Raw genomic sequence first — 21,137 nt, forward strand, 5'->3', positions numbered from 1 at the left:
AAGATTCTCCTTATTAGTCAATTTCTGCCAGAATATCGTCTAATTCCTGTTGATTCAAGTGCGCTACTGGAAAATCTGAGGGAGTGTAACCCCCAGCATCAGGAGATAAACAATGCTCAATCAATTTCAGCAAAGCTTCTTTATAGCTGCGCCCTAAATATTCTACCGTCGAACGTTCATAGATGAGATCGCTATAAGTCCAGTTTACTTGTAACTGTCCCTCGATAACTCTGGCCGTAATCTCTAATAAATGACTACGATGTCCCTTAAGACTGTGATTAGGCCCCTTAGACTCATTCGCTAATTTCCAATCCCCTTTTTGCAATTGTCCTTGCTCAAATTGACCTAAATAATTAAACAAAACTTCTCTGGCAGGAATTTCAGCTAATTGAGACTTAATATCAGCATCATCACTCAAATATCGCGAAATTCCATAGCCAATTCCCCTGTGAGGAATAGCTCGTAACTGTTCTTTAATAGATTTGAGCCGCTCACCCGGGTGATTTTCGGGGGGGAGTCGCAAAATAACCGGAAAAAGACTGGTAAACCAACCTACCGTCCTCGATAAGTCAACCTCACTGAACAAATCTTCTCGTCCGTGTCCTTCCAAATCAAGAGATATGGTCAAATTTTCTGTCCATTGTGTCAAAGTTTCCGCTAAAGCGGTTAACAAAACCTCATTAATTTGAGTGTTATAGGCAGCGGGGACTTTTTGCAAGAGGGTGCGGGTTTGTTCTTCATCTAGAGTCACCGTGACATCATTTGCCGTCGCTACTGTATTGTATTGTTTTCCAGCCTCGTCATCTACAGGTAAATTTCTCGCCTCTAACCAAGGTTGAGTTAACCAATAGTCTAATGGCTCTTTCGCTTTTTCCCCTTGTCCATAATCCCTCAAGAGAAGCGCCCAATCCTGAAAGGCTATGGTTTTAGGTGGAAGTTCTACATTCTCCCCCCTTTCTAGCTGTTGATAAGTCATCAATAAATCTTCTAACAAAATTCGCCAAGATACACCATCAACCCCCAAGTGATGAATAATAATCAGTAACCGACTGGGTTGATAGGGTGCCAATTCAAATAGTACCGCCTTGATTAATAGTCCAGTAGAGAGGTTTAAACTTGCCTGTTGAGTTGTTGCCATTGCTAAGAGAGTTTCCCTTTGCTGAGATTGAGGAATAGAAGACAAATCAATCACTTCAAAAGGTACTTCCTCCGGCATTCCTTCATTAACTTGTTGCCATTGTCCTTCCTCCACAGTAAACCGTAACCGCAAAGCGTCATGATGTTCAATTAATTTTCTCAGAGATTGAGCTAACAAATCAGCTTTCAGGTGATGGGGAACTTCTAAGAGGACAGACTGATTAAAGTGGTGCATTTCAGCGCGATTTTGCTCAAAAAACCACAGTTGAATGGGAGTGAGAGGCACAATACCCGTCACTAAACCCTGTTTAGCTAATTCGGCTGTGGAATAATCGGCAACTGTAGCTAGTTCAGCAAGAGTAGGATATTCAAATATCTGTTTAGGGGTAATCTTCAACCCGGCTTGACGAGCGCGAGCGACAACCTGAATACTGAGAATAGAATCGCCCCCAACTTCAAAAAAGCGGTCATAACGACTCACTTGTTTAATTCTGAGAACATCTTGCCAAATACTGGCCAAAATCTTTTCTTTCTGAGTATGCGGGGGGACAAAATCCTGCTCAGATGTCCAAGGTATCTCAGGGAGGGGTAAACTGGAACGGTCAATTTTTCCATTGGGAGTCAGAGGGAGAGTTTCTAAGGAGACAAAAAGAGCCGGAATCATATACTCTGGCAATTTCTGTCCCAAGAAACGACGCAAATCCTCAGTATTTATCGGGCCATTTTCTCCTACTAGATAAGCGACTAATCTCTTATTCCGATAGGAGTCTTCCCAAACCTTCACCACCTTTTGCTTAACTTGGGGATAAGTCCCTAGAGTTGCCTCAATTTCTCCTAATTCAATGCGGAAACCCCGCAATTTTACCTGATTATCACCCCGCCCCAAAAAATCAATATTTCCATCGGGTAAATATCGGGCTAAATCTCCTGTTTTATAGAGTTTGGCATTGGGTTCATTACTAAACGGATTGGAGATAAATTTCTCGGCGGTTAATTCAGGTTGATTCAGATAACATCGAGCTAACCCTTTACCCCCGATATATAAATCACCAATAGTTCCTAGAGGAACCGGTTGCTTAAAAGAGTCCAGAATATAAACTTGAGTATTGGCAATAGGCCGGCCGATACTCGGTTGTCCATGGTGTCCTTTAGGCACTAAGCTAAAAGTGGAATAAGTGGTATCTTCTGAAGGACCGTAGAGATTATAAACATTCTTAATGTTTTCCTGCTGGTAAAGCTTCTGTACCAATTGATTAGACAAAGCTTCTCCGGCGAGGTTTACCGTTTGCACAGTCTCAGGTATCGCCTCAATTTCCAGCAGTTGAGCGATCGCTGTAGGTACGGTATTAATTAATGTTACCTCTTTGGCTGCACTTAAACTAGGCAAATCTAGAACATTCTGGGCCAGAATAATCTTACCCCCCACAGCCAAGGGCAAAAATAGTTCAAATACTGACAAATCAAAACAAATAGAAGTAGCTCCCAAAACCCCCGCTAATTCCTCACTGCTAAAGACTTCCTTGGACCAATTCAGTAAGGTTGTGGTGCTGTGATGCTCAATGACAACCCCTTTTGGTTTCCCCGTTGAACCGGAGGTATAAATCACATAAGCGGTATTACTGGAACTTACGGGTAAAGAGAGGTTTTCGGGACTTTCTAGGGCTATATTTCTGGCTTCTGCCTCTAATATCACCAGATTCCCTGGATAATTCCCTAATTTCTCTACTAATTTTGCTTGTGTTAGCAACAAGGAAACTTGAGCATCTTCTAAGATAACATTGAGGCGTTCAGTTGGATAAGCTGGATCTAAAGGTACATAAGCTCCCCCTGCTTTGAGAATGGCTAATAACCCTATAACCATCTCAGGGGTCCGTTCTAGGCAAATTCCCACCAAAGACTCCGGTTTTAACCCTTTTTTGCCTAAATAATGCCCTAATTGATTCGCTTTTTCGTTTAATTGACGGTAGGTTAATTGTTCATTTTCTGTAATAATAGCGATCGCATCAGGACTGCGCTTAACTTGCTCCTCAAACAATTGATGAATACACCCATCCGGATAGTGAACCTCGGTATCATTCCATTCTTTTAATAATTGATGTTGTTCTTGCTCAGAAAGTAAACAACAAGTTTCATAACGTTCTAACCCTTCCGTTGCCATAGCGATGAGAGTTTTCTCGTAGTATCCTCCGATTAACTCCATCTGCTTTTCCCCTAGATAATTCCCATCATATTTAAGGGTAAGTTCTATTTGAGATGAAAGGGGATGAAGACTAAAATTAGCTAACAATGTAAAATTAGTTTGATTAAAAAACTTCCCTCCTAAGACCTCTAAATCTTTCACCCCGATGATACCTTGATAAACATGGAAATGAATAAAATTAAAAGCCGTATCAAACAAAGGTTGACCTGATTTTTGTAACTCAGCGAGGGGATATCTTCGCCAAGATAAGCATTCTCTTTCAACATCAAAAGCTTGCTTAACTAAATCGCTCCAAGGGCCTCCAGATAACTCTAAACGTAGGGGCAAAGTATTCAAAAATAAACCTAATATCTTTTCCCCATCGGCTGCTTCTAACCGTCCATTAGAGACTAAACCCGTAACAATATCCCTCTGATTATTCAGTAAACTTAATACCCGAAAATGAGCCGCCAATAAAACACTTTTTAGGGGTACTCCCACTTGTTTACCGAGTTGTTTTAATCCCTGAGATACCTGACTAGATATAGGAACTAACCAATCCAAATCTTGATTAACTTGATTAGATTTCGACCACTGAGGAAGTTTAGTCAGCGTCACATCTCTGAGTTTTTCTTGCCAATAATTCTGGCATTCTGGCGATTGGACAGTTTTCTTTTCTAAGGCAACAAAATCCCTAAAACTGAGAGCGGGAGTTGGAGAGAGAGGGAGAACTTTTTTGTCGAGAAGATAGAGATACTGTTGTAACAATTCTGTGAGCAACGAAGCCACACTCCAACCATCTAAAATAGAGTGATGAAAACTGAAAGTTAGGTTAAAGTTATCCTGACTGCGGCGATGGAGATGAAAGCGAAATAAAGGAGGAATATTCCAGTCAAAAGTGCGGATTTTTTCCCGCTCAATCCAATCATCAATAGCCGTGTCTTGTTCAGAAGTAGATAGATGGGTTAGGTCATCTAATCCTAAAGGAACATCGATTTGTCGATGAACTAATTGTAGGGGTTCCTGATATTCAAAGAGTGCGAAACTGGTTCGTAATACTGGATGCCGCTGGACAATCTCCTGAATAGCACTATGTAAAGCGGGAAAACTAAAATCAGCACGAATATGATAGGTAAACACATCATGGTACACCGATAGATTACCCTGATATTCACTATGAAATATCATCCCCAATTGTAGATCAGTTAGAGGATAAGCATCCTCCACTTCCTCCGGTAAATTGAGGCGAACTTCTTGAGAAATTAAACTAAAAACTTCCGTTTTTTCAGTCCCTAAAGTATCAATTTCATAGCTAACGCAATTGGCCAATTCTTGAATGGTTTGATGTTGCAATAATTGGGGTAAGGAAAAATGAAAACCCATTTGTCGCGCCTTAGCGATCACTTGTATGCCCCGAATCGAATCCCCCCCAAGTTCAAAAAAATTATCGTGAATACCAACCTCTTCGATGCCCAAAACTTCAGCCCAAATCAGCGCTAAAATTTCCTCAAGAGGGGTACAAGGTGCTACAAAATTCTCCGAATTCCTTAAACTGTTATAGCTTGGAGAGGGTAGGGCGCGACGGTCAATTTTTCCACTATTTGTCAGAGGAATAGCATCCAATTGCACAAAGGCATGAGGTATCATGTATTCTGGGAGTTGGTTTTGCAGATAACTCCGCAGTTGGGGAATCAGTTTACTGTTTAACTTAGACCTTAAAGGGTGATTTGCATAAAGTTGCCATTCAGGTTTTGCGGTGTGGGTGGGGGTAAAAGCGATGTAATTTCTACGGGAATTTTCCAGCGGGGCAAAAATCACATCGTAACGGTCTGGAGTATCCGACCAAGTTACCCAAACCGAAAGGGATAAATCCTCAGCTAAAGCCGAAAAATCTTCAGGTTCTACGGCATTTTCCGGTATAATGTCCGATTTAATAGCTCTAAATTCCTCGGTCGTCCCCAAGTCTTGAGAATTCCTCAACAATTCCGCACTTTTTAAAGGTCTGAACAAGCGAGAATTAGGGACACCTATCACCCTTAACCCCTCAGATTTCCCCAGTTGATTTCTTACCTCAGATAAAGTCAGCTGCTGTTCAGTCCAGTTTAATTCTGGAAAGTCGGTGCTAAAATCCAGAATCGTTTCAATCCGCAGAACAACATTATAACGGAATTGAGTTAATTCGTTGTGGTGTTGACCTCTCTCTAGATGAATCTCGACTTCAGTAATCTGAGGAAAATAGGACTGAATTGCTCTAAAAAAATCCGGGTCAATGAATAACTCATTTTCTTGCTCAATTTTTCTCTGTACACGCTGTTTAAAATCCTTAATCGCATCCTCAGGGTTAGCCTTATAAAGTTCTACATCAGCGTGAAAAGCTTCCATGAGTTGCAAGTTTCGCACATCTCCAAGGAAAATACACCCCCCCGGAGTTAGTACCTTGATAGCTCCCTCTAAAACCCGCAATAAGTAATCTATATGGGGGAAATACTGCACAACCGAGTTAAGGATAATTGTATCGAATCCTTCTGACTCCAAACCCTCAAAATTATCGGCTGTGCTATGCAATAGCCTGACTTGCTCTAGCTGAGGCCCTTCTTGATTAATTCGCTGAATATGGTCTAAGGCTACTGATGAAATATCGGTTCCCCAATAACACTGGCAATGGGGAGCAACTTGGAATAATATTAACCCGGTTCCACAACCTATTTCCAGAACTTTTTTAGGTTGTTGAGCGAGAATAACCTTAACTTTATCATCTAGCCATTCTCGCATCTGAGCAACCGGGATAGGTTCCCCCGTGTAACTACTATTCCAGCCAACAATATTAAATATCCCTTGAGAATCTGCCGATGTTTGGCTGTAAATTTGGTTATAGAGGCTTTGCCATTGCTCGATTTGCTCATCGAATAATTGCCCTTTTTCTGAAGTCGCCAAGAGTTCCCCCTCTTGAGACTGACCCACAACATAAGCAATTAGTGTTTTACTCCCTGTTTCTGTCTCCGATGCAATGACTACCGCTTGCTCAACTGCTGGATGTTCACTGAGTATAGTTTCAATTTCCCCAAGCTCAATCCGGAAACCTCGAATCTTAACTTGATGGTCAATACGCCCCAAAAATTCAATATTTCCATCGGGTAAATACCGGGCTAAATCTCCCGTTTTATATAATTTTGCCCTAATTTCTCCCCCTATTTCTCCTTCGACCTTAGCAAAAGGATTAGGGATAAATTTCTCGGCCGTCAATTCGGGACGATTGAGGTATCCACGAGCTAAACCTATGCCACCAATATGTAATTCTCCCACAATCCCTATAGGAACTGGTTGTAAATCCGGATTAAGAATATAAATCTGAGTATTGGCAATTGGTTGACCAATACTCACTAGAGCTTTTTGATTCTCCGGCAAACAGGGCCAGTAAGTCACATCAATCGCCGCCTCAGTCGGACCGTAGAGGTTGTGAAGTTCACAGTCAAAATGCTCAAAAAAGCGTTGTGTTAAGTCTAATGACAAAGCTTCCCCACTACAGAAAACCCGCTTGAGAGAACTACATTCTTTTAGCTCTGGTTCTTGCAGAAACACTCGCAACATTGAGGGGACAAAATGAAGGGTAGTGATTTGCTGCTTTTGGATCAATTGTATTAAATAGGTACTATCTTTATGACCTTCTGGTTTAGCTACCACTAGGGTTGCACCGGCTAATAAGGGCCAAAAGAATTCCCAGACTGAAACATCAAAACTAAAAGGGGTTTTTTGTAAAATGCCATCACTCTTAGTTAACTGATAAGTATCCTGCATCCACAACAAACGATTCCTAATCCCCTTATGATTATTCATTACGCCTTTAGGCTTACCTGTGGATCCCGAAGTATAAATAACATAGGCTAAATTTTCCCCCGTTACACCACTGTCACAATTGTTCTGACTTTCTTGAGAAATTGCCGGCCAATCTGTATCCAAAGCAACAACAATTCCCCGGTATTCCCCCAACAATCCCCGCAGCGATTCCGCAGTAATGATCACTTTTACCCCAGTATCTTCTAATAGATAACTTAGGCGTTCTTGAGGATAATTAGGATCTAAGGGGACGTAAGCTCCTCCAGCTTTCAGAACAGCCAATAATCCTACTACCATTTCTAAGGAACGCTCTAGATAAATTCCTACTAATTCCTCTGGTTTTACTCCTAATTTTTGTAGGTAATGACCAAGTTGATTGGCTTTTTCATTTAATTCTTGATAAGTTAATTCTTGATTTTCAAAAATGACCGCCACTCTCTCAGGGTAAAGTTTGGCTTGCTCTTCAAATAGCTGATGAATCCATTGCTTTTCAGGATATTGAATGGCCGTATCATTCCAATCTCTCAGTAATTGTTCTCGTTCTTTTGTCGTTAATATATCAATTTCTGACAAATCTATATCGGGATTACTCGTCACTGTTTCTAAGATTTCTAGGTAATGTCCTAGCATTCTCTTGACAAAATCTCTGGGAAATTTATCTTGAATAAAAGTGACAGAAACACCACTATCATCCGCTTCTATGGTAAAAACTAATTGAAACCGATTTAACGAAGAAATGTCCGCACACAGTCCTTCTTTAATCACAGCAACGTCAAAAATGTTCTCTAGATTTCCTCCTCTTGCTGCCAAGGTTTTGACCAAACTATCCAGCGTATAGTTTTGATGGCGATAGCCTTCTTGTAAATCTTTACGAATGATCCTTAGTAAATCTTTAAATGAACTAAAATTATGTTGATTGAACCGGCAAAATATCAGGCTATCTAATTTTTCTGTATTCAAAGCTCCTGTAGCCGTGGCAAACTCGACTTGAGCAGTATATTTAAACATTAAAACCTGGACAACAGCCAGATGAAATGCTAATTTATTAACGGAATTGTTTGCCGTTAAACTGTTGATTTTTTCCTGTAAATCTGTAGAGATAACTTCAATAACGCTATCTTGCTCCCCGGTTTTATTCTGACTTACATTACCAAATAGAGTAGTTACTGGATCTATTTCTTGAAGTTGCCGAATTTGGTAATCTATTGAAACCAGATGTGCTTCCATTGCTGTTCTAAGTAGTTGGACAAAAGTAAAGTTAACTGTAGGGTAAGGAGTCAGGAGACAGGAGACAGGAGACAGCTTTTGTGTATTCTCCCCACTTGCCACTTGCCACTTTCAAGTCAGGAGTCAGTAAGAATTGCGGCAATTTACATTTCTTAAGATAGACAACAGAATTTATGTCCGACTACTTAACCTTTTCCCTAAATAGTAGTTGATGGCGGTATTCAGAGTCATGGGGTACAATGCTTTTTCCCCGTTCCCAGTTCCCTTAAAGCGATAATTCCCGTCTCTGACGAGTGGGATTATTGCTATACGAACTACAGGAAACCCGCCTAGGGCTAAGGTCGAGGTTTCTGTCGCTTGTTCAAAATTGTTCTGAGCCTCGACATCATAGCATATTAACCGACATTCTGCACATCTTCATATACTTTTACATATTTTTACATTCCCCAAGCTGTTTTGACGAAAAATCTTCATTGTAGAAACTACTGTGGGAGCAATAAATTAGTAAAAATTATTAATTGAATATTAAGAAGTGCGGAAAGTGTGACATTTAAAGATAGATTAGCGCAAGACTATCAGATCTGAGGATGCCACACCCCATAAACGTTTATTGCAGATGTCTATTGACAATTACTACCTTGATCAGGTACGATTAGCTGTCTGGTCGTAATAGCTGAAGGGGTGACAACGAGGTTGAAGTTTAAGTGAGGTGGGGGAAAATTTTCCTCACTGTGATCCATCAAATTAATCGACTTACTAGACAAAAACCAAATTCCCTCGTTATCTTTTGGCGAAAGTCTCAAGCTTTTTCCCTAAACCCGACACTCTACACCCTGTTTCACTTTCCATCTGCTTGTCACCCCGTCAGTCGCAATAATTATTCTTTTCCAAGTCGATTCTAACACTATGGACTTTCAAGATAAAAAGAACTTATCCGAAAACGACCAATCAATCCAAACTAGAGTTTTTAAAGCTCTTAGTGAAGCTAAAGAAAAATTAAAAGCTTTCGAGTCTCAACAAAGCGAACCCTTAGCTATCGTCGGTTTAGGTTGTCGTTTCGGTCATAATATTGCGACACCTGAATCCTTCTGGTCTTTCCTCAAAGCGGGTAAAAATAACCTCAGAGAAATACCTAAGGAGCGCTGGAACCAGCAGGATTTTTATGATTCAGATCGGAATAAAGTGGGTAAAATCTATGTTTCTCAGGGGGGGTTTCTTGATGATGTCTCCCAGTTTGATGCCCATTTTTTCGGAATTGCTCCCAAGGAAGCCGTCGCTATGGATCCTCAGCAAAGGTTGCTTTTAGAGGTAGCCTATGAAGCTTTGGAAAATGCAGGAATGGCAACAACGACGGCTAGAAGGGGAAAAACAGGGGTTTTTATCGGGATTACCAACAATGACTATGCCCGTATTCTTACCTCAAATGAGGACTATAATGCCATCGGAGCCTATCATATTTCGGGTAATCATACTAATGCGGCAGCTGGGCGTATTTCTTACCTTTTAAATCTTAATGGTCCGAGTTTGGCAGTAGATACCGCTTGTTCTTCTTCCTTAGTCGCTGTTCATCTCGCTTGCCGTTCCTTACGTTCCCAAGAATGCAGACAAGCTTTAGTCGGAGGAGTGAACTTAGTTTTAACTCCAGAAGTCGTCATCGCCTTGTGCCGCAATCAGATGTTGGCCCCAGATGGCCAATGCAAAACCTTTGACGAAAGTGCCGATGGGTTTGGAATCGGGGAAGGTTGCGGAGTCATCGTCTTAAAAAGACTCAGTGACGCTCTTCAAGATGGTGATCACATTTGGTCCGTGATTCGAGGGACCGCAGTCAACAACGATGGAGCTAGTGGCGGCTTTACCGTTCCTAATGGGCCCGTACAGAGAGAATTAATCAGAGAAGCTCTAGCTGACGCTCGTTTAGATGCCGAGGCTATCGATTATGTTGAAGCTCACGGTACAGGAACATCTTTGGGAGATCCCATCGAAATTAAAGCCATAGCCGAGGCATTATGCCTCAATCGTCGGAAATCCAACCCGTTATTAGTCGGTTCTCTCAAAACTAATTTAGGTCATCTGGCGGCGGCGGCTGGAATTTCAGGATTAATTAAAACCGCATTATCGCTACACTACCGTGAAATTCCGGCTCATCTAAATCTCAAAAAACCCAATCCTCATATTAATTGGGATGCCTTACCGATTAGTATCGTCACGCAAAATTGTCCTTGTAATGTTAACAATGGCCAGCTCAAAGCGGCTGGAGTCAGTTCTTTTGGAGCATCGGGAACCAACGCTCATGTTATTTTAAGCGAACCGCCTCAACCGCAACCCCAAAACCCCAAAATATCCCCCATTCTCGTTACTTTTTCGGCTAAAGAACCCGAACGTTTACGTCTTTTTACGACTCAATTTGTGGATTATCTTGAGCAGAAAACATCTCTCAACGTCAAGGACATTGCCCTATCTTTAAATACCGGTCGTTTTCCCCATAAACATCGTCTCGCTCTTTTAGTTTCTAATCAAGAGAATCTGCGCCAAGGCATTCAGGCTTTTCTCAAGAGCAATGGGGATGAAAAGCAATTTCAAAATATTCAAAATAATAGCTTCGACATCATTTATGGAGAAGCGCAAAGCCATCCTAAAATTGCTTTTCTCTGCCATGACGAGCAAGAAATTAGTCCAGAAATCATTGAAACCCTGCTCAATAATGAGCCAGTATTTTATGATGCTTTTAGGCACTGTGATCATCTGTTTAAAAAATATTTAGAATTTTCTCTTCAGGAATTATTGTCATCTAAAAAAGCCTTAGAGCCTCAGATTCCTTTGTCTGTACAACCGGTATTATTTCCCTATCAATATGCTCTTTGTGAACTCTGGAAATCGTGGGGAATTTCTCCTTCTGCGATTTTAGGTTCTGGATTAGGGGAATATCTCGCCGCTCAACAAGCGGGCGTTTTTTCCCTTGAAGATACCGTCAAGCTGGTGGCAAAACGCGCTCAAATTAGCCCACAAAACCCCAACTCAGAAGACCTTGTATCCTTGCTCAAAAGCACCCCAGAAGTCGATTCTAACTCTCCCGATATTACCCTAATTTATCAGGGTGAAGTGGTGAAAAAATCCCTCAAAAATTCCGTGAATAGAGGGGAAAGGATTAGGCAAAAATCCGACGAAATCGCCCAGGGAATTTCTACTTTGCATCAAATGGGATATCAAATCTTCCTAGAAATGGGAATCAGTGCCAATCTCATTAATATAGGTCGTCAAAAGTTAGGGGTAAATTCAATTCTATGGTTATCTAGTTTAGGGGAAGATTGTCACAGTGATCAGCATGAGCAAAGGGTGCTAGGTCAACTCTATGTAAGAGGATTTAATATTAACTGGGAAGCCTTTCATCGCTCACATCCCGGGCAAAAAATTAGTTTACCTAATTCGCCTTTTATACGCAAACGCTACTGGATAAATTCTGGCAATAAATCAGAGTCTTCTAGCTATAAAAACCCTAATTATTACTCTGGACATCCCTTACTAGGCGATCGTTTTCCTTCTCCCTTAGCTTTCCTTCAATATCGAGGGAGCATTAGTAAACATAAACCTGCATTTTTAGGAGAACATCAGGTTTTTGATCAGGCCATATTGCCAGCATCTGCCTTGATAGAAATGGCTTTAGCTGCCGGGGAGAATCAAAAAGTTATTTTAGAAAATGTTGAATTTAAGAAGGCATTAATTTTAAAAGATACGGAAGACACATTACAGTTAATCATTGAGCAAAAAAGCTTTAAAATTTACCATGAACTTGAGCCAAATTGGGAAATCTTAGTTACTGGAAAAATTGAGGAATTGAAATCAACTAATTTAACCCATTGTCATCTAGAAGAAATCGCCAAAAATTGTTCCGAAGAAGTCGATATCAACTCCTTTTATGAAACTTATCAAAAATCAGGGATAAATTACGGGAGTAACTTTCGGCTCATTCATCAACTGAAGCGGGGGGAAAATACAGCTTTTGCTCAAATCAAATTAACCGATAGGTTAGAGCGGGAAAAATATCATTTTCATCCCGCTATGTTAGACGCTTGTTTTCAAGGGATTGCTGCCATTTTATTTAAAGAAGAATCCTCAGTAACTTATGTTCCTGTTCGCCTTGGGCAATTGGCATTTTTTCACCCTCCTGATGAGCAGGTAATCAGCGCGGTTCGACTGAAAAACTCCTCCCCTAACCCTAACCCTAACCCTAACATTATTATCGCTGATATTGATATCTATTCCCCCCAAGGTCAACCCTTAGCATCCCTCACCAACTTAGAACTAAAAGCCGTTCAATCTCAAGAGATTATCCCCCAAGAAATCCCCCCTCAAATCTATCTAGAAGAATGGATGCCTTGCGAGGAATTATTAGGGAATGGTAGAGACACTTTAGTAGCTCCCCAGGTGATTAAAAATCAAATTCACCCTGCACAGTTAGAACAACAACTAGGGGAAAAATTGGGGCAATATGAGCGCTTAATGGAAGCCTTAGAAAAGTTAAGCGTAACCTATATTTGGCAAGCCTTAACAAAACTTAATGGACAGCCAAAATTAGGTCAAACTTATTCCGAAGCACAGATAGCAAATCAAGGTAAAATTGTCGATTTTTACCGACCTTTATTATCTCGATGTTTAAGCATTTTAGCTGAAGAAAAAATCGTTAATCAGACAAAAGATGGCTGGTTATTCCTCAAAGAATTAGAAGCACCTTCATCGCCATCGCAAATTAAAATTCTCCGCCAAGAATTTGCCGATTATCCAGCAGAAATTAGTCTAATGGAGCGTTGTGGCTCTGCTTTGGCAGCAGTCATGAGTCGTCAAGTTGAGCCATTAGAATTACTCTTTCCTCAAGGGGATTTAGAAGCGATCGCATCAATTTATTCGGAAGCTGCCGGAGCTAAATTGATGAATCAGTTAGTCGCCACCACAATCCGCCGTGCTATTGAGAATTTACCCCCCCATTATACCCTAAGAATTCTCGAAATTGGAGGAGGAACAGGAGCCGTTACTGCTGGCATTTTACCTCACTTACCCACAGAACATATCGAATATGTATTCACCGATATTTCCTCTAGTTTCTTAACAAGAGCCAAGGAAAATTTTAGAAACTATCCCTTTATTAAATATCAAACTTTAGACATTGAAAAAAATCCCTTTACTCAAGATTTTCTCCCCGGCAGTTTTGACATAATCATCGCCGCTAATGTTCTTCATGCCACAGCCAACCTTCAAAAAACCCTGGAAAATGTGCGCTCTCTCATCGCTCCTAAGGGACTACTAATCCTCTTAGAAAGTACAGGGGCAAGACGTTGGGTAGATTTAACCTTTGGCTTGACAGAAGGATGGTGGTTATGTAGTCAAGATCTGCGGCGGAATGGTTATCCGTTAATCAGCACAAAAGATTGGCAAAATTTACTGATTGAGAATCAATTTGAAGACATTAATATTATCGAACCAAGCCAAGCAAAAACCCGAAATTTATTAAAACAAAGTGTCATCATTAGTCGAAGCAGTGAGCAATTACCTTCTCTTCCGGCAAAATCTTACTATCATCAAATAATCTGGGCAGATAGTCAAGGAATTGCTAACGGTTTAATCCCGCTATTCCAACAGAGAGGAATAAGTTGTTCTTGCGTCTTTTTCCAAGATATTAACCCGGAGATTGCTGATGATTACCTATCAATATTGAGAAACTCGATAACTTCAGAAACTCGTCAAATACTGTACTTCTGGGGCTTAGAAAAAATCCCTGGAGAAATGGATCAACAAGTCGAGATTCATTGTCAAAGATTTCTCTTTTTCTTACAAGCCTTATTGCAGCAAGAAAATCCGCCGGCTCTGATTTTAGTGACTCAAGGAGCAGTACCAGCAAAAGCCATTAAAACCCTGACCTCTCCCTCTCAAGCATCCTTATTAGGAATAGCCTTCAGCCTAGTCTTAGAACATCCTGAACTTAATTTTAAGGCGATTGACCTAGATCCAGATGAAGTAAACTCAGCCGACAAACTGCTGCAAGAAATCTACAGTAATCCCCAAGAAAACCGGGTTGCTTTGCGGGGGGAACAGCGTTTTTATCCCCGTTTAGTGCAGAGAAAACTTGAAGATGGAAATATCAATTTTAGTCCTGATGGCTATTATTTAATCACAGGAGGCACAGGGGGGTTAGGATTAGCAACAACCCGATGGATGATTGAAAAAGGGGCGCGGAATCTAGTTTTGTGTAGTCGTCGAGGGGCAGAAGGAGTTAGCCCTGAAATATTAGCCAATCTCTCCTCTAGTGGGGCAGAAATTACCCTCAAAAAACTTGATATTACCGATGCTGAAAAACTGCACACTGTCTTAGAAGAATGCCGTTCTAAATATCCTGTACGAGGCGTTTTTCACATTGCTGGAACCTTAGACGATACCACCTTATTAAGACTAACACCAGAGCGCTTTAATTATGTTTTAGCTCCCAAAGTTAAAGGAACTTGGTTGCTTCATCAACTCACCCTAAATGACCCATTAGAATTCTTTGTCTGTTATACTTCTGCTGTATCTTTAATTGGCTCAGCTGGACAAGCCAATGCCGCGGCAGCTAATGCCTTTGAAGACGCTTTTATCTATTATCGTCAGGCGCATCATTTACCCGGAACGGTCATAAATTGGGGTCCTTGGAGCGAAATAGGTGCAGCAGTAGATCGCAATGTTTTGGAGAGATTAGCCGCTAAAGGATATGCGGCTATGAAACCCGATTTAGCCCTTAATGCTCTCGAAAAAATTCTCCTAAATCAGATTATTCGCGCTGGTGTAATTAAGATTGACTGGCAACAATTTCCTTATATTCATCAAAGCTTTTATAAAAACTTTCTGCCTCAAGGAAAACCCCAAGCAGCCCCCTCATCTGAGTTTTTAAAACAATGGCAAAATTTAACCTTAAAAGAGCGTCCTAATTGGCTAACTAATCATATCATTATGCGTGTTTCTACTGTCTTAGGACGCTCAAATGATGAAACTTTTTCCCCTCAACAAGGCTTTTTTGATTTGGGGATGGACTCTCTCACTTCTACAGAGTTACGAAATCTTTTACAAACTGACTTTAATTGTTCTCTCCCTTCGACAATTACTTTTCGTTTTCCGAATGTTGAAGTCTTAGCTAATTATTTACAGCGAGAAGTTCTAGATAATTGTCAACCGGTATTTACCCCTCAAATAAAAGCAGAAATTTCTCAAAAACAGCCAGAAAAATCACAACTCGATGATGATCCTATTGTTATTGTCGGCATGGCTTGTCGATTCCCCGGCGGTGCTAAGAATTTACAATCTTTCTGGGAACTTTTAGAACAGGGAAAAGATGCTATAACAGAAATTCCTCAAGATCGCTGGGATCAGGAAACATGGTATGATCCTAATCCCGATGTCCCCGGCAAAATATACGCTCCTTACGGTGCATTTCTAGAACAAATTGAGGAATTTGATGGAGAATTTTTTGGCATTATTCCTAGAGAATCTGTCGCCATGGATCCTCAGCAGCGTTTACTCTTGGAAACTACTTGGCAAGCTTTAGAATCTGCTGGACAAAATCCCCAAAAATTACGCAACAGTCAGACGGGAGTTTTTATCGGTTGCATGACTCAAGATTATGCCCAATTAAGTTATTCTCCTCAAGCCATTAATGCTTATACTGGTTCAGGAACTTCTGTTAGTATGGCGGCGGGTCGTCTTTCTTATGTCCTTGGTTTACAGGGTCCATCAATGACTATTGACACCGCTTGTTCCTCCTCATTAGTAGCGATTCATTTAGCTTATAATGCCTTACTTAATGGTGAGTGCGATCTGGCTTTAGCCGGAGGGGTTAATATGATTTTAACTCCCATTATTTCTTTAATCGAAAGTCGCGCCCATATGCTTGCCCCTGATGGACATTGCAAAACCTTTGATGAGAGCGCAAATGGCATGGTGCGAGGAGAAGGCTGTGGAATAGTTGTTCTGAAAAGATTGAGCCAAGCAGTTAAGAATGGAGACCAAATTTTGGCGAAAATTTATGGCACAGCCGTCAATCATGATGGTCCAAGTAGTGGGCTAACTGTTCCTAATGGTCAAGCTCAAGAACAATTATTACATCAAGCCCTTAAACGTGCTAATCTCAAGCCTGAACAAATCGATTATATTGAAGCTCACGGCACTGGAACAGCCCTTGGTGATCCCATTGAATTAGAAAGTATGTCCGCCGTTTTTGGTCAACGCTCCCCTAATCGGCCTTTAATTATTGGTTCAGTAAAAACGAATTTAGGCCATTTAGAAGGTGCTGCTGGAATTGCCGGATTAATTAAAACCGTTCTAGCGTTACAACACCATAAAATACCTCCTCATCTTCACTTTAAAAATCCTAATCCCCGCTTTGATTGGAGTTCTCATATTTTTGAAGTTCCTGTACAAGGAAAACCTTGGCATATCAGCGAACGTTCAAGGATTGCTGGAGTAAGTTCCTTTGGATTTAGTGGAACGAATGCTCATATCATTGTTGGGGAAATTGACGCTGATTTACCTCAACCTTCGGAGAATAATTTTTATCTATTACCCCTTTCGGCTCGTTCTGAAAAATCGCTGCAAGAGTTAGCGAGAAATTATCAAGATATTTTGACTGAGTCTATCAATTTAGCTGATGTTTGTTTTACAGCCAGTACAGGGCGGGGGATTTTTCCGCAACGAATCTGTATTTTAGCAGACTCAATAGCCACGGCACAACGAGCATTAATTGATTACCAAGATGGTGAAAATTCTGACTCATTAATCCGACCGATTTTATCAGAGACTCCACAAAAGATAGCTTTCCTCTTTTCTGGACAAGGCTCTCAATATTCCGGCATGGGAGAAACCCTTTATAACCGAGAAGTTGTTTTCAAGGAAACATTAGATCTTTGTGATCAAATTTTAGAACCCCTTTTAGAAAAATCTCTCTTAGATTTAATCTTTCAAGAGCAAAATAGTGAGTTATTAGAGGAAACCCAAATCACTCAGCCGGTGATTTTTTCCCTTGAATATGCACTCGCCAAATTATGGCAATCTTGGGGAATACAACCTTCAGCCCTTTTAGGACATAGTATTGGGGAATATGTGGCTGCTTGTTGGGCAGGAGTCTTTTCTTTAGAAGATGCCTTAAAATTAGTGACTCAACGGGGTAAATTAATGGGAAAATTGCCCCACAATGGCAGTATGTCCGCTATTTATGCTGATTATGAGACGGTAGCAAACGCTCTAACTTCTTATGAAAATCAAGTTAATATTGCTTCAGCCAATGGCTCAATTACCGTCATTTCTGGATTTAAAGAGATTGTTGAGCAACTCGAAAAAGAATTTATTGATCAAGGGCATAAAACTAAACGTTTAGCGGTATCTCATGCTTTTCATTCGCCTTTAATGCAGCCCATTCTTGATGATTTTTCCCAGGTCTTAAAAACAATTTCTTTTCATGAACCTAGCTTAACGATTATTAGTAATCTGACAGGGAAACCTGTAGGTTCAGAAATTACAACTCCTGATTATTGGGTAGATCATCTGCGTAATACTGTACAGTTTAGTCAAGGATTTCAGTCTTTAATTGATCAGGGTTATCGTTGTTTTCTAGAAGTCGGTTCTAAGCCTGTATTACTGAGTATGGCTCGCCTTATTGCTGCCAACCAAGACCTATTATGGTTGCCTAGTATTGTACCCGGTCAGGATGAACAGGCACAAATGTATAGAAGTTTAGCGACACTTTTTGTTAATGGTTATTCCCTAGACTGGACTAAAGTATTTAAACAAGGTAAGCGGATTATTTTACCGACTTATCCTTTTCAAAGAGAACGGTATTGGTTATCTAATTCGGAATTTTCTCTAGGGCAAATCAAGACTCAGTTACATCCTTTCATTAGAGATTTTAAAAAGTTAGCAACGGGAGACATGATCTTTGAAGGTGAGGTGAGTTCTCTTAACCCTAGTTATTTAGAAGAACACAAGGTATTTGAGAACATTGTATTTCCAGCTACCGGTTTTATTGAAGCTATTTTAGCCGCAAGTCAGAAAATATTTAATGGGCATTTTGTCACCCTTGAAAATGTCTCTATTCATCAGGGATTACTCTTATCTCCAACTCCCTTAATAGTCCAAATAATTTTTAAACCTAAAAAATCATCTCAACTGATTTATACTTTTGAGATATTTAGCAGTGATTCTGCACAAGAACAATGGGTTCTTCATGTTACAGGTGAAGTCAAACCTAATGATATACAAAGCTTGGCTGCCTCAGAATTAACCCAAACTAAATTAGAAAGAGAAACCCCTAAAGAATCGATTTCTATTCGTGAATTCTATGAGCTTTATCAGCAGATGGGTATCAGGTATGGGGAGCAGTTCAAAGCGATTCAAGAGTTATATTCTTTTAAAAAAGGCTCTCAAGCTAAAATTAGTATTAACCCTAGTTTAGCGGATCGGCGTTATTATTTTCATCCAGTTCTTTTGGATGCTTGCTTACAGAGTATTGGGGCAGCTTTCCCCGAAATTCATGGTCAAGAATTGCATCTACCTTATCGATTCTCTTCCTTGGAAATATTCCTAAATCCAACTTCGCAAGTTTGGACAGAAGTTCAGGTCACCTCAGATACTAATGGTGAAATGAGAGTAAATGTTAATATTTATGATGAACAAGGACAGCTTTGCGCTCGCTTTACTGACTTAACAGCACGGCGCATAAATCCAGCTATTTTACAGAGTTTATGGCAAGAAAAGTCAAATAATTGCTTTTATAAAGTGGAATGGAAAAAACTTTCTTCCATGCCAACTGTTGCCGTCGATCCTCAAAATTCTTGGTTAGTCTTGGTTCGTCCAGAAACAGACTTAAATTCCCTAATTAATTTATACAGAAAGGCAGGAGAAAAAGTAATTACTGTAGAAATGGGGCAGAATTATCAATGTTATTCTCAAGATTTTTTTGTGATCAATCCGGATAATAAATCTGATTTTCAGCGTCTCTATCAAGAAGCTTATCCATCTGGAGAATTTCCGACTGGTGTTGTTTTTTGTTGGGAATCTTCAGAAGCTGAAGACGTGCTAGATACAGTATCTCAGAGTTCTCATGCCGTCTTAAATTTAGTGCAAACCCTCACTAATAACTGGGAGAAATTACCCCATTTATGGCTGATTACTCGCGGGGCTAATAAGATTAGCAATGATACGGCTTTATCTCCTCAACAGTCCCATTTATGGGGATTAGGAGCAGTCATTAATCAAGAGTATCCTAAAATGGGTTGTGTTTGTTTAGATTTACCAATCCATAAAGAAGCTAATGAAGCTGCACTTTTATTCAATGAATTAAAGTGTTTCCCCCATGAATTCCGTTTGGCTTTACGTCAAGGAAACCGCTACGCAGCCAGGTTAGTTTCTGCATCTCTTCCTACCTCAGAAAAACGACAGTTTATTAATCAGTCAGGGGCTTATTTAATCACGGGAGGGGGAGGAAAACTCGGCGGATTAGTGGCTCAATGGTTATCAGAAATGGGAGCAAGTCACCTAGTTTTGTGTAGTCGCCATGTTAAATCTTCAACAGAATTGATAGCCCCATTAGTGGAGAAAGGAACAAAAGTAACCTTGATTGAAGCTGATATTACTTCCCCCACAGATATGAAAAATTTATTCTCTCGTTTTGGGGCAGACTTGCCCGTCTTACGAGGAATAATTCATGCAGCAGCGGTCTTAGAAGATGGGCTTATCAGTAATCAAAGTTGGCAAAAATATCAAAAGGTAATGAGTCCAAAAGTAGCAGGAACTTTATTATTAGATCGTTATACTCGCTCTCTATCTTTAGACTTTTTCGTAAGCTTTTCTTCTGCGGCTGTCATCCTTGGTTCACCGGGTCAAAGTAATTATGCGGCGGCTAATGCTTTCATGGATGCTCTAATGCAGCAACGGCAAAGTTTAGGATTACCTGGTATTAGTATCAATTGGGGAGCTTGGGAGACGAGCAACCAAATTGATCAACAACGTTTCGCTAATTGGGGTTTGCAGATGATGCCTTCTGAGCAAGCGTTTCAATATCTCAACCAGATAATTTTAGGTGATATTAACCAAGGAATAGTTATCGATATTAATTGGTCGATTTTTAATCAAACTTTCAATATTAATCAACCCTTCTTTAGCGAGGTATTAACCCTAAAAAATCAAAAACAAACAAGTCCAGCAAAACTATTAGAACGATTAAAATCTGTCTCTATAGACGAACGAATAAACGCTTTAGTAGAAGGACTGGAGAAAATATTAAGAGAAGTGACAGGGTTAAATGGGAACAAAGTTATTCCTCAACAAACATCATTCTTAGACTTAGGTTTAAACTCTCTAATGGTCATAGAATTTAAAAATCGCTTAGAAACAGATTTAGGGTGTAAATTGCCATCTTCGATCATTTTCGATTATCCTAATCTTCTCAGCTTAAGTACCTACTTAAGGGAACAAATTCTAGCCAATCATCTCGATTTTGAGATTAAAATAAATCCAATTCCTGACAATCATAATCCCTACGACAGCCTCAGTGAAGACGAACTGGCAAGATTACTTAATCAAAAATTAACGGAGCTTGATCAATATGGAGGTTAAATTTTAAAAATAATGTTTCAAAAGCCATAAGATGTGGTAGGCTAAGTAGGTGAACATGAGTAAGCTTAACTCTGTGGGGTTAAACTTTTGTTTATATTCACTGATAGTAGCATCCTAATTTGTGTTTAACGGCGTA

General features: G+C 40.2%; 2 protein-coding genes. One reads left to right on the plus strand and one right to left on the minus strand.

All coding sequences use genetic code 11. From position 1 onward, the window contains the following. Positions 1-13: 13 nt before the first annotated feature. On the minus strand, positions 14-8,377 hold the full coding sequence (locus EWV68_RS14000) for a non-ribosomal peptide synthetase (RefSeq protein ID WP_287170157.1): 8,364 nt from the start codon (positions 8,375-8,377) through the stop codon (positions 14-16). A 906-nt stretch (positions 8,378-9,283) separates the two neighbouring features. On the opposite strand from EWV68_RS14000, the gene EWV68_RS14005 reads away from it, so the two are divergent. Further along, on the plus strand, positions 9,284-21,001 hold the full coding sequence (locus EWV68_RS14005) for a type I polyketide synthase (protein WP_287170158.1): 11,718 nt from the start codon (positions 9,284-9,286) through the stop codon (positions 20,999-21,001). Positions 21,002-21,137 lie beyond the last annotated feature (136 nt).

The organism is Microcystis sp. M_QC_C_20170808_M9Col, from assembly GCF_007095495.1.
Lineage (GTDB): Bacteria > Cyanobacteriota > Cyanobacteriia > Cyanobacteriales > Microcystaceae > Microcystis > Microcystis aeruginosa.